The 12,935-nt window shown below is 27.2% G+C and carries 11 protein-coding genes; 3 read left to right on the top strand and 8 right to left on the bottom strand.

Annotated elements, in window-relative coordinates:
• Positions 1–268: 268 nt before the first annotated feature.
• The 3 genes from OW729_RS02175 to ptsP form a co-directional block, all read right to left on the bottom strand.
• On the bottom strand, positions 269–1,534 hold the full coding sequence (locus OW729_RS02175; protein ID WP_268059775.1) for a tetratricopeptide repeat protein: 1,266 nt from the start codon (positions 1,532–1,534) through the stop codon (positions 269–271).
• A 9-nt stretch (positions 1,535–1,543) separates the two neighbouring features.
• A complete protein-coding gene (locus OW729_RS02170) occupies positions 1,544–2,311 on the bottom strand; it encodes a DUF4652 domain-containing protein (protein ID WP_268059774.1) in 768 nt (255 codons plus the stop codon).
• 221 nt (positions 2,312–2,532) lie between these two features.
• Complete coding sequence (gene ptsP, locus OW729_RS02165) at positions 2,533–4,152, bottom strand: phosphoenolpyruvate--protein phosphotransferase (protein ID WP_268059773.1); 1,620 nt, start codon at positions 4,150–4,152, stop codon at positions 2,533–2,535.
• 516 nt (positions 4,153–4,668) lie between these two features.
• On the opposite strand from ptsP, the gene OW729_RS02160 reads away from it, so the two are divergent.
• Complete coding sequence (locus OW729_RS02160) at positions 4,669–6,678, top strand: sigma 54-interacting transcriptional regulator (RefSeq protein WP_268059772.1); 2,010 nt, start codon at positions 4,669–4,671, stop codon at positions 6,676–6,678.
• 165 nt (positions 6,679–6,843) lie between these two features.
• The gene (locus tag OW729_RS02155; RefSeq protein ID WP_268059771.1) at positions 6,844–8,451 is read left to right on the top strand and encodes a Na/Pi cotransporter family protein; all 1,608 of its coding nucleotides are present in this window, start codon (positions 6,844–6,846) and stop codon (positions 8,449–8,451) included.
• Positions 8,452–8,490: 39 nt separating this feature from the next.
• Here OW729_RS02155 and OW729_RS02150 read toward each other — a convergent pair whose 3' ends face one another.
• The 4 genes from OW729_RS02150 to OW729_RS02135 form a co-directional block, all read right to left on the bottom strand.
• Positions 8,491–9,177 carry a tetratricopeptide repeat protein gene (locus tag OW729_RS02150; protein ID WP_268059769.1) on the bottom strand — a complete coding sequence of 229 codons (687 nt, stop codon included), beginning with the start codon at positions 9,175–9,177 and terminating at the stop codon, positions 8,491–8,493.
• Between the two features lie 112 nt (positions 9,178–9,289).
• A complete protein-coding gene (locus tag OW729_RS02145) occupies positions 9,290–9,811 on the bottom strand; it encodes a citrate lyase holo-[acyl-carrier protein] synthase (protein ID WP_268060023.1) in 522 nt (173 codons plus the stop codon).
• Positions 9,812–9,813: 2 nt separating this feature from the next.
• Positions 9,814–10,413: a Fe-S-containing hydro-lyase gene (locus OW729_RS02140; RefSeq protein WP_268059768.1), complete on the bottom strand. Its 600-nt coding sequence runs from the start codon at positions 10,411–10,413 to the stop codon at positions 9,814–9,816.
• 111 nt (positions 10,414–10,524) lie between these two features.
• Positions 10,525–11,367, bottom strand: a complete 843-nt coding sequence (locus OW729_RS02135; protein WP_268059767.1) for a fumarate hydratase — start codon at positions 11,365–11,367, stop codon at positions 10,525–10,527.
• A gap of 318 nt (positions 11,368–11,685) precedes the next feature.
• Here OW729_RS02135 and OW729_RS02130 point away from each other — a divergent pair, with 318 nt between their 5' ends.
• Positions 11,686–11,898, top strand: a complete 213-nt coding sequence (locus OW729_RS02130; RefSeq protein WP_268059766.1) for a hypothetical protein — start codon at positions 11,686–11,688, stop codon at positions 11,896–11,898.
• 51 nt (positions 11,899–11,949) lie between these two features.
• On the opposite strand, the gene cwlD is transcribed toward OW729_RS02130, so the two are convergent.
• The gene (gene cwlD / locus OW729_RS02125; protein WP_407647630.1) at positions 11,950–12,726 is read right to left on the bottom strand and encodes an N-acetylmuramoyl-L-alanine amidase CwlD; all 777 of its coding nucleotides are present in this window, start codon (positions 12,724–12,726) and stop codon (positions 11,950–11,952) included.
• Positions 12,727–12,935 lie beyond the last annotated feature (209 nt).

Here is a 12,935-nt window from a genome sequence, read left to right as displayed (position 1 = left end):
ACAATACCTCCATTTCATTCATATACCCTCATAGGGTATCTTCATACTTATAATATATCGCTATTTTATACATAAGTCAAGAGTTAATTTTTATTAATTAATAACGATTTGTAATTAGAATCATTTCTTCATGAAATATTTTATTTAATTGTTGTCTAGTTAATTATAATAGTATTTAAAGTTACCGATTTTTATAGATATATTTTATTAATATATCTATTTTACCCTATAATGTTCATTTTTAAGCCTTCATTTTATATTATATGAATTAATTGCTTAATAGGCCCTTAACTAAAGAATTATTATAATCAGAGTTTGGATAATTACTAACTAATTTTTGAGCATACTCTTTAGATTTTTTTAAATTTATATTTTTATTTAATACAACAAGCCTATACAACACTTCTTCCTCATAGCTACCCTTAGAATAATTAATATCATATTGATTGAAATATTTCAAAGCGTTTTCTACATCTCCTAGATTATGATAAGAAACACCTATCATATAGATGATATCTTGATATAAATAACTACTTGCTCCAAAAGAATAAGCTTTCAACAGATTATCTATAGCTTTTTTATAGTCTTTACGCAGTAATAATTCATCTTTACCATTAGTATAAAAATATTTTACCCCTTCATTCTTTAATAGTTCCTCACCTTTAGCAAATAAGCTCTTATCATTTATACTTAAATTTTTATTTTTCCATTTAGAAACATAATTGAAAAGTTTATTATAATCTTTTTGATCTAAACACTTTTTAAAATCATCATACGGAAACTTTTCTTGTTTGGTTTCTATACTATTCTTTTGCTTATTACTTGTATCGGCAACTTTATCTATTTGTTGCTTTTTATTATTTAAATTAATGTTAGTATTAGTTTTTGTTTTTTTGAAACTACTTGCAATATCCTTAATTCCTTTTAAATTAAATTTTCCTATGAATATAACAATCAGTATAAAAATTACTACTATAGTTAACCTTTTAATTAAACTATTGGATTGAGTAGATTCTAATTTTTTTCTACTGATCCCATATTTAATAATTTCTTTTTTATTTTGTAATGCTATTTCATTTTTTTTGTCTATTTTTATAACCTTATTTATATAACTAATTGATTTATCATATTGACCTAGTTTTATATAGCAAGTAGCTATTGCATTACTAACGTTTATACAATTATAATCACTTTCACTACATTCCATAAGTAATGTTAGCGCCTCTTGTATTTTAAGTTGCTTAATATAGTTTACTGCTTTAGTATATGCACTTAAATTTTTTTCATCCTTATTCAAACTTTGCAAATATTTTTTAGATACTTCATCATTGTTTACCTGAGAATTTAGTTTCCAAAGAGCTCTAGCACCTTCTATATCACCTTTAAAATAGTATAATAATCCCTTTAAGTTTATAGATGCTCTATTCTTTATATTTATCGAAATACTTTGTTCACATGTTGCTATTGCATTATCAATATATCCATTCTCATATTGGTTTAAAGCCTTTCCATATAGCTTATTTGACTTATCCATCTGTAATAACTATTTTCCCCCTAAATTCATTATTTTCTTTTCAGTATGACTATTTTCAAAATTATCATCATCATATACTAATAATTGAAGTTCTAAATTATTATTAGCCTTTTTTATAGATGTAACTTGCTTTTTTGTACCATTTGTATTATACAAAATTCCTGATTTACCTGTTTTAAGATTAACTTTATACACATTTCCTCCTACTCCCACTGTTCCATATGCCATTCCCACTATAATTGCTATATTCTCATCATCTAACCATTCTAAATTTATCTTTGGAGAACTTTGTTTATCTTTAGTTATAAGTTCCAAAAACCATTTTTCATTATTTGATAAGTCCTTTACATATATCTTTCCTACTCCCTCTTCATTTCCATCAGGTCCTTTACCTTCTATGCATGCACTTAATTTACCATTAATAGATTTTTTCCATTCTGTTGAAAATTCTGGTTCTTTATTTTTATCTAATTTATTCTTAACAAAGCTAAAATCATTTTTGTTTTCACCTTGCTTACTTACCATTGCTTTTTTATTGACTTCACTTTTCTCAGTCTCTTTTTTACTATCTTCATTATTATTTTTAACTTCTTTTTCAGAATTTTCTACCGCAACTTCATTATTTTTAGGAGTATCACTTTGTGAAGCAACTGTATTGTTTTCAACTTTGTCTTTATTTTTAGAGCACCCAGTAAGCATTGCAATATTCCCTGTTAGAATTAAACATACTATAAAACTTAAAACTTTATTATATCTAAAAGCACTATGATTTTTCATGAAAATTCCCCCTAACCTTTTTATAATGTTTTATTATTTATTATATCATTGAAACTATATGTATCATATAATTTTTACTATTAATTAGGTAATTTTTAATTATTAATATAACAAAAGGGCCTATACACATTAAGTGATATGGCCCTCATACTCTAAAGGTTGTGATTATTTTAATTATTATACAAATTAAGTTTCTTCGTAATTAATGATTAAAATACTATTTAATTATTCATTATAATTTGCTTTGCTTTTAATATAGATGTAGCACTCATTGAAAATTCATCTAACCCGTATTCTACAAGTATAGGAATCATTGATTCGTCACCAGCTACTTCTCCACACATTCCACACCATTTTCCTTCTTTATGGGCTGCATCTATCGTCATCTTAATTAGTCTTAAAACTGCTGGATGATTTGGTTTATATAAATATGAAACTTTTTCATTCATTCTATCTGCAGCTAATGTATACTGAATTAAGTCGTTAGTACCTATACTAAAGAAATCAACATATTTTGCAAGCTCATCAGCACAAATTGCTGCTGCAGGTATTTCTACCATCATTCCAACTTCTAAATCTTTATTAAATTCTTTTCCTTCTTCTTTTAATTCTTCCATACATTCACTAAGTACTTCTTTAGCAGCTAAAAATTCTTCTAATGAAGAAATCATAGGGAACATTATTTTAATGTTTCCATAAGCTGATGCTCTAAGTAATGCTCTTAATTGTATCTTGAATATATCTTTTTTATCAAGACAAAGTCTTATTGCTCTATATCCTAAGAAAGGATTCATTTCTTCTGGCAACGGAAGATATGGTAATTTTTTATCTCCCCCTATATCAAGTGTTCTTATAACTATAGGTTTTGGATTAGATTTCTCAGCTACATATTTATATGATTCAAATTGCTCTTCTTCAGTAGGCATTTCCTCTCTATCCATGTACAAAAACTCTGTTCTAAATAAACCTACACCATCTCCACCATTTTCAAGAACTTGGTGTATGTCTTCTGCTTTACCTATATTTCCACAAACCTCTATACGTTTTCCTGATTTTGTTACTGTTTCAATATTAATAAGCTTTTTCAACTCTTCCTTCTCTTTTTCATAAACTTCCTTTTTTTGTTTATATTCACTTATTAATGTTTCATCAGGGTTTATTATTGCTATGCCCTCTTCTCCATCTAATATAACAAGATCTCCGTTTTTGATACACTTAGTTATATCCTTTAGTCCTACAACAGCTGGTATTTCTAAAGTTCTTGCCATAATAGCACTGTGGGAAGTTCTTCCTCCTATGTTAGTTAAAAATCCAATAACTTTATTTTTATCAAGTTGAGCTGTATCAGAAGGAGTTAAATCATGCGCAACTATTATTGTATTTTCATTTAAGTTATCTAAACCTGCTCCTATATTTCCTGTAAGATTAGCAAGTATTCTATTTCCAACATCTTTTACATCAGCTGCTCTTTCTCTCATATACTCATCTTCCATAGAAGCAAAGATACCCATATACATAGATACTACATCCATTAATGCCTTCTCTGCATTTATTTTAGATGATTCAATATTCATTTCAACTGCTCCAGTAAACTCTGGATCTTCCAAAAGCATCATATGACTTTCAAAAACAGCTGCTTTTTCTGCACCAAGATCTTTTTCTGCCTTTTCCTTTATTTTTTCTAATTGTTCCTTTGAATTTATAACTGCCTCTTTCAATCTTCCTTTTTCAGCTTCTATATCTGCTATTATTGTCTCTACTATTTTTACTTCACTGTCCTCTTTAATTACAACATGTCCTATTGCATACCCTTTTGATGCAGCAATCCCTTTTTTTCTCATTACTTTTCCTCCCAAAATTAATTTCTTTAGTTTATCCGATGTCTATTTATAATTTATTATGTCCCTATCTATATAAAAAACTATACCATAATTCTATATTTAGCAAAATTGATGCCAATTATTTTAAAATATTTCTTACTTATTCAATATCTACTCTATCTAATATTATGTTTATATATTTATTGGAAATAATTAAACCTACTATTCTTGTCAGCAGTTGATAAATCTGATTTTAGGCCTAACATTTTTACTTAAGCTAAAAATTCTATTTATATAATATTAATAGATTAATATATTATATTTATTCTAAAATAATAAAATTAAAAATTTTTCATATAATTTGAAACTTTAACTTGATAAATTTTATCAGGTATTTAGCGTTATAATTTATTATAATCCTATAAAATCTATATAATTCCACTAGACTGCTTAATTTATCTGGGTTAAAATATAATTGATATTTTTTATCAATATTTTTTAATAATTTGATAATTTTTATCAAGAAAAGAGGTATTTATGTATAAAAGAAATATTAAAATTAATATTAAAAATGGAATACATACTCGTGTAGCAGCTACAATAGTTCATAAAGCATCTGAATTAAAAGCAAAATATAATGTAGAATTACATATAAAAAAATTAAATACTCATGAATCTATAGCTGTAAGTATGTTAGCTTTAATTTCTTTAAAAGTTGAAGAAAATGAAGAAATTGAAGTTTCTTGTTTAGACTCAAGTGCAAAAGGCAAAAAAGCTGTCGATGAATTATGTAGCTTTATTTCTAAAGAACTAAAACCTGTTAATTTTTCTATGACAAAAATTGATGCTATTTTAGAAGAAAATACTATCGCAAATAAACAAATTATAGAAAGTATACCTGTTGGTGTTATAGTAATTGATACTAATTGTAAAATCACAACTATGAATAAATATGCTCTTAACCTAATAAACAAAGAACCCAAAAATGTAATTGGCATGTTTGTAAAAGATATTATACCAACTTCTGATTTACCATATATAATACACAGTAAAGAAAATCAATATGGTAAAATACAGCATATATATAATAATATTGTAATTGTAAATCGTTCACCTATAATATCAGATAATAAAGTTCTAGGCGCAGTAGGTATTTTTCAAGATATATCTGAACTTGTTGGCATGAAGGAGTTAAATGAAAAATTTAAAAAGATATTAGAAACATCTCATGAATTAATCTGTTTCGTAGATGAAAATCGTAAGATTAGCTATATAAACCCTTCCTATGAGAAATATTTTGATATTGATAGTGAAAGTATACTTGGTAAAGACTTAATGGATATATCATTTAATGGACTAAGAATGAAAGTATATAATTCTAAAATAAAACTACAGGATATAGTTCATCAAAAAAAAGATGTAAATATTATTTCTACAGTACAGCCTTTGTTTATAGATAATTCTTTTAAAGGTGTTATTTCTATTTCTAAACCTGTAGACGAAATTAAATCTCTTATGAAAAAATTAGAAAATTTTGAAGAGGAACTAAACTATTATAAAGAAGAGTTAAAAAGACACACTTCTTTAAATAGTTCTTTCAGTAATATTATAGGACATAGCACTAGCTTAAAAGAATGCTTAGTAATTGCTGATAAAGCTTCTAGATCTTCTTCTACTGTTTTAATACGTGGCGAAAGTGGTACTGGAAAAGAGCTTATTGCAAAAGCAATTCATAATAATAGTCGTAGAAAAAATAAACCTTTTGTAAGAGTTAATTGTGCAGCTATACCGGAAAATCTTTTGGAAAGTGAATTGTTTGGATACGAAAAAGGTGCATTTACAGGAGCATTAAAAAGCAAACCTGGTAAATTTCTTATAGCTAATGGTGGAACTATATTCTTAGATGAAATCGGAGATATACCTCCTTCTATGCAAGTAAAACTACTTAGAGTTATTCAAGAGAAAGAATTTGAAAGTATAGGAGGTATTAATACAAAAAAAGTGGATGTGAGAATCCTAGCTGCTACAAATAAAAATCTAGAAGAAATGATGCAAAAAGAGGAGTTTAGGGAAGACTTATATTATAGACTAAATGTAATAAGTATATATTTACCACCTTTAAGAGATAGAAAAGAAGATATTAATTCTTTAGTAGAACATTTTATGAAAAAAATTAGTTCTAAAATGAATAAGAAAATCATTGGTATAAATCCAGATGCTTTAACCTATATTCAAAGTTATCATTGGCCAGGTAATATACGTGAACTTGAAAACATAATAGAAAGAGCCATTAATATGTGTGATGGCGAGGTCTTAACTAGTAAGGATTTGCCTTTTTATATAACAAATAATTTTTCGAAAAGTAATAACTTAATAAACTTAGTAGATGAAGAAATTTTACCTATGGAAGAATATGAGAAGGAAATTATAAGATTAGCCATGAAAAAATATAAAAGCTATAATAAAGCCGGAAAAGCATTAGGATTAACCCATAGAACTGTATCACTAAAATGTAAAAAATATGGAATAAATACAGATAATTCGTAAATATTATTAACTTACTTATTCTTAATTTCTATCAAATATTTATTTGTTTTTAAAAAAAATATATAAACATAATTTATTTTTATAACTTAATATAGATTTAACATTTGTGTGATAGAATTCTTAAAGTACTTAACATAAATTTAATATTTACATGGGAGAGTTGGTATGAACTACATAATGTTTTTTCAGTTATTAGGTGGATTGGGACTATTTGTTTATGGAATGAAACTTATGGGAGATGGTCTTCAAAAAGCTGCAGGAGAAAAACTAAAGAAAATTCTTGAGGTACTAACAAGCAATCGAATTTTTGCTGTACTTGTTGGTGCCGGTGTTACTGCAATAATTCAAAGTAGTAGTGCTACAACAGTAATGACTGTAGGATTTGTTAATGCTGGTCTTATGAATTTATTTCAAGCTGCAGGAATTATTATGGGAGCAAACATAGGTACAACTATGACTGCTCAACTTATAGCTTTTAAATTATCTGATATTGCTCCTTTAGTTTTAGCAATAGGTGCAGCTATGGTCTTATTCGGTAAGAAAAAGAAAACACGTGATATTGGAGATATAGTTCTTGGTTTTGGTATTTTGTTTGTAGGAATGGAAATAATGAAGACTTCTATGGAGCCCTTAGGAGAAATGGAAAGTTTCAAAAACTTAGTGATTACTTTGGGCAAACATCCAATACTAGGAGTTCTTGTTGGTTTATGTATGACTGCAACAGTACAAAGTAGTAGTGCTACTATTGGTATCCTCATGGCTTTAGCTGGAACTAATGCAATTACCTTAGATGCAGCACTACCAATACTTTTTGGTGATAATATGGGTACATGTGTTACAGCTCTTTTAGCTAGTATAGGAACTACTAAAAACGCCAAAAGGGCATCGCTTATACATTTAACCTTTAATGGGATAGGAACAATTGTATTTATGTTACTTCTAAATGTTGTTCTAAAAATTATACCTATGCTCGGAGGAGACATCCAAAGACAAATAGCAAATACTCATACTTTATTTAATATTGCTAATGTATTAATTCAAGTACCTTTTATTCCTTTACTAGTTAAATTTGTTAATAAATTAGTACCTGGAGAAGATAAAGTAGATAATGTACATCATTTAGAGTATCTTGACAAGCGTCTTTTAGAAACTCCATCAATAGCTTGTGGTCAATTGGTAAAAGAAATTGTGAGAATGGGTAAAATTTCCTCTAGAAATCTAGATAATTCTATGGAAGCATTTTTTACAGGAAATGAACAATTAATAAGTTCTGTACTAGAACAAGAGAATCTTATTAACTTCCTGCAAAGAGGAATAACTGATTATATGGTTCTTTTGGCAAACACTGACTTATCTCAAAACCAATCACAACTTGTGTCTTCCCTATTTCATGTTGTAAGTGACATAGAGAGAATAGGTGATCATGCAAAAAATATTACAGAATTAGCTGAATTAAAAATAAATGATTCTGTTATATTTTCTGAAAAAGGGTTAGAAGATGCTAGAGAAATATATACAGTATCTAGTGAAGCTGTTAATTATTCAATAGCCGCTCTAGAGAACTTTGATTACAACAAAGCAAAACAAGTTATAGAAGTAGAATCAAAAATTGACAAATTGGAAGAGAAATTTAGAAATGAGCACTTTACTAGATTAAATAATAGAGAATGTAATACAGCTGGTAGCGCAATATTTATTGACTTAGTAACAAACCTTGAAAGAGTTGGTGACCATTCAACAAATATAGCCTTAATGGTCTTAGATAGAAAATAAACAAGAGGTACTATCTCAAAACATAGAGATAGTACCTTTCTATTTAATAAGTTCTTTAAATTCTTTAAAATTTCTCACATTATTAAAATCTCTTTCTTCTTCAGCAATTTTCTTCACAGAAGAATCCATGCTTATAGCTATTTTTAGATATTTTATTGTATTATTTATATCTCCTCGTCTACCATATATACTAGCCTTACCATAATAGCTCCATATATATTTTTCAACTTCTAGAGCCTTATCATACCATATTAAGGCTTTATCATAGTATCCATATAACTCATACCCAAGAGCCTTATTAAATCTTCCATAACCATATTTAGGGCTTATTTGTAAACACTTGTCTATAAACTTCATCCCCTCTTCATAGTTTCCAAGAAAACATAAGGCTATTCCTTTAATACTATATGCTTTGTAAAAATTTTTATCTTTTGCAATTACTTCATCTACTATCTTTATTGCTTCTTTATAGTTTCCATTGTGAAAAGTATCGTATCCTTTTTTATATTTTTGCTCTAAGTAAAAATTCTCTTTATCTTTAACCGTTTCTGTATCTTTATTCTGTATTTTCACTTTCTCACTTGAAGATTTAATCTCTACATTCTTATTTATTATTGAATTTGCTTTATTATTATTTATTCCTTCCTTAATAATAATACATATTGATACTATAGAAATTATAATAAAAATTATTAGCTTAGACTTCAAAGAAAATTTTTTTAACATTACTTATCTCCTAATGTTTTCCCCTTTACTTTAATATTTACTTGAAATAAATATAACTGACTTTTTGTAAAACTTTTTTACTATTTCTAATTATGTTACTCTAACAAATTTCTTATATACTTCTTCCAGAAAAGCTATCCATATATTCTCTATATTTTTCTACCACATATTGCATTATTTCATCATCACCATGACTATTTAATTTTTTGCATTCTTCCCAATAGTTATTGCATAAAAAACATCTCTTTTCAAAACACCCTAAATCATTTCTTTCTATTCTTCTTACATCTTTATCATATATTTCTATGTCAACACATTTTCCTAAAATATGTTTATCTTCAATTTGTATAGCAGTGTGCTTTATTTCCTTAGGATCTTTGTCTAATGCAATAGTTAATATTGGTCCCTCTCCCGTTATTCTTAAAACCTTGAAATGTATATAAAAAGAAAATATATCTGAAATAATATTATCTATGTTTTCAATAATATTGTTAGTAATATCATTATATCTGCTTATTCCTGGGTAATTCACAGTCACTACAACTAAAGGCATATTAAATTTTTTAATAAGTGACTCTTGAAATTTAAACCTATTTTTTTTATCTAATAAAATATCTTCTTTACTATATTTCATATTCAAATTGAGAAGTTATCTAAATCTATCTTCTCACTTCCCCCTTTTATTAAAAATTGCAAATATTCTTTCGGTCCCATATCATATAAATTATTTCCTTTGCTATCTATAACCACTATAGCAGGGAAATCTACAATTTCTAATTTTCTTATAGCTTCTGATCCCAAGTCTTCATATGTCACAATTTCTGACTTAACTATAGATTTAGCAATAAGAGCAGCAGCTCCTCCTATTGCTGCAAAATACACTGCTTTGTTTTTTACTATTGAATCAATTACTTCTTGAGACCTGAGACCTTTGCCTATCATTCCCTTAAGTCCCCTATCTAATAACTGTGGAGTATATGCATCCATTCTGTAACTAGTTGTTGGACCTGCAGATCCTATTGGTATTCCTGGTTTAGCTGGTGTAGGTCCTACATAATATATTATTTGATTTTCTATTTCTATAGGCAGCTTTTGATTTTTATCTATAAGCTCAATTAACCTTTTATGAGCTGCATCTCTAGCAGTATAGATAGTTCCTGAAATCAATACAGTATCTCCAACTTTTAATTTTTCAACTGATACATTATTTAATGGTGTTGTGATTTTCTTATCCAAAATAATTCACCTCTTATATTGTACTTAACATCTATATCTTTCAATTTAAATAAATGTTTATCTCTCTTAATGTTTTTATTTATGGTATATAGTTGCCTTATGAACATTTATTTAAATTTCTCTTGTAATATGTCTTGTAACGTGACAATTAATATTAACTGCAACAGGTAACCCTGCTATATGAGTTGGATAAGTTTCAATATTTACTCCTAAAGCCGTTGTTTTACCACCAAAGCCTTGGGGACCTATCCCTAATTCATTAATACTTTCTAAAAGTTTTTTCTCTAAATCTTCATAGTACTCACTGGAATTTCTTACATTTATAGGCCTTATTAAAGCTTTTTTTGCTAAATAAGCAGCCTTATCAAAAGTACCTCCTATTCCGACACCTACAACTATTGGAGGGCATGGATTAGGCCCAGCTTTTTTCACTGTGTCTATGACAAAATTTTTAATTCCTTCTACCCCATCTGATGGTTTCAACATTTTTATCCTACTCATGTTTTCAGAACCGAATCCCTTAGGGGCTATTGTTATTTTAAACCCTTCTCCTTCTACAATCTCATAATATATGACTGCAGGAGTATTATCCTTTGTATTTACTCTTTCTAATGGATCATTAACAACTGACTTTCTTAAATATCCATCTTTATACCCTTGCCTTACTCCTTCATTTATAGCTTTTTCTAAACTTCCTCCTGTAACATGAACTTCTTGACCAATTTCTAAAAAAACACATACCATACCTGTATCTTGGCATATAGGCATTTGTTGTTCTTCACATATGTTTAAATTTTCTAATATTTTACCTAAAATATTTTTGCCTACTTCCCATTTTTCATATTCATAAGATTTCTTTAATGAATCTTTTATATCTTTACATACGTAACAATTAGCTTCTATACACATATCTTTAACTATTTTAATTATTTCAGAAGTTTTTATTTCTCTCATATAATTCGTTGGCTTTTAGTAGCGACCAACTTACTCCTTTCATTTAGATATACTTTCCTATATCATCTTATATTTTACCATAAAATTAGTATGTATTTTAATAAAATGTTTGTTTTTAACCATTTTATAATACATCTATATTTAGAAAAATTATTATCTTACTATAATTTCAAAAGTAATTCTATTAAAGTATCTCTTATAATAAACAATTATTTCTAAATGTATTTCATTTAAAATTTGCATCGTATTTAATGAAATATAACATTATATATGATAGAATTATATTGCACTATACATAATAATATTGAGGTGGAAAATATGATTAGAAAACAATATCCGTTTTTTTACAAACGTTATGCTTATGATCTTTCAAAAAATGTACTACATGACTTAAAAAATGAAAAAGATGAATGTAAAATTAATGAAATGGATGAAGAGGATATCGAAATGTATAGCTCTCTAAATGAAGGTTCATTAATGTTAGATCATCCTGTACACACAAAATGCCCTCATTGCATGGGAGAAGAATAAATAATAAACGACATATTTCCTAGGAAATATGTCGTTTATTATTTATTTCTCTTAATGTATCTTACTAGTGAATATATCCCAAATTCTTTTTATACCATTACTTTCTTGTTCTTTAATATCCTCTGTTACATCGTCTTTAGTATTAAAATACTCCTCTATAGATTTTGATAATGATGAAGCAATTTTTTCTTGATAAGAATCTGTTTTCAACATTCTTTCTTCCGCTTCATTTGATAAAAATCCACATTCAACTAATATAGAGGGTATATTACAAGAACACCTTAATATCTTATATGCTCCTTTTGCACATTTTTCTTTTCTATTATTGTTGTTATCTAAATCTTTCACAAGATTTTGTTGAGTTATGTGAGCCAATCTAGCACTTTCTGGCTGTTTTTCATGCCATACTTGAGCACCATAATATTGACTTTGCTGAAACATGTTTAAGTGAATACTAATAAAAGCATCACAATTTGACTCTTTTTTCATTCTACATCTATTGTTTAAATCTTCATTTTTTTTGTCTCTAACTTTTCCTTTATCGGAATAAAGTCCTTTATCTTCTTCTCTTGTCATAATTACCTTAAATCCTTTTTTTTCTAACTTAGTTCTTAAATTATTACTAATTGCTAAGTTAATATTCTTTTCTACTGTTCCATTTTTTGATACAGCTCCACCATCAATTCCTCCATGTCCTGGATCGATTAGTATGACTTTTTGCTTATTTTCGTCACCTAAAGCTGTATATTTAAAATTATAAGAGATAAAAAATGCTGTTAATATAAAAAACAGAATATATTTAAACTTCTTCCTTGATACCATCTTTATACCTCCTAATCTGAACTGTTCTTTTTATTTTGTCCATGAAATTTATTTTTATTAGTTGTAGTTTATAAAAGAAGAGTAAGAATATCACAGATATTCTTACTCTTCTTTTATTATATATTTATCCAATACCTAATTATTATAATACTCCCATGGTAATAAACAATTGCATAACCCTAGATAACAGTTTTTTCCTAAAAAATAAAGACTTT

The sequence above is a fragment of the Clostridium brassicae genome (assembly GCF_026738875.1).
Lineage (GTDB): Bacteria > Bacillota > Clostridia > Clostridiales > Clostridiaceae > Clostridium_H > Clostridium_H brassicae.
The sequence above is the reverse complement of the archived record's forward strand: the minus strand, read 5'-3'. Positions and strand labels throughout refer to the sequence as shown.

Excerpts from the sequence above, each read along its gene's own strand:
- OW729_RS02175 (WP_268059775.1), bottom strand. The coding sequence starts at position 1,534 with ATGGATAAGTCAAATAAGCTATATGGAAAGGCTTTAAACCAATATGAG.
- OW729_RS02170 (WP_268059774.1), bottom strand. The coding sequence starts at position 2,311 with ATGAAAAATCATAGTGCTTTTAGATATAATAAAGTTTTAAGTTTTATA.
- ptsP (WP_268059773.1), bottom strand. The coding sequence starts at position 4,152 with ATGAGAAAAAAAGGGATTGCTGCATCAAAAGGGTATGCAATAGGACAT.
- OW729_RS02160 (WP_268059772.1), top strand. The coding sequence starts at position 4,669 with ATGTATAAAAGAAATATTAAAATTAATATTAAAAATGGAATACATACT.
- OW729_RS02155 (WP_268059771.1), top strand. The coding sequence starts at position 6,844 with ATGAACTACATAATGTTTTTTCAGTTATTAGGTGGATTGGGACTATTT.
- OW729_RS02150 (WP_268059769.1), bottom strand. The coding sequence starts at position 9,177 with ATGTTAAAAAAATTTTCTTTGAAGTCTAAGCTAATAATTTTTATTATA.
- OW729_RS02145 (WP_268060023.1), bottom strand. The coding sequence starts at position 9,811 with ATGAAATATAGTAAAGAAGATATTTTATTAGATAAAAAAAATAGGTTT.
- OW729_RS02135 (WP_268059767.1), bottom strand. The coding sequence starts at position 11,367 with ATGAGAGAAATAAAAACTTCTGAAATAATTAAAATAGTTAAAGATATG.
- OW729_RS02130 (WP_268059766.1), top strand. The coding sequence starts at position 11,686 with ATGATTAGAAAACAATATCCGTTTTTTTACAAACGTTATGCTTATGAT.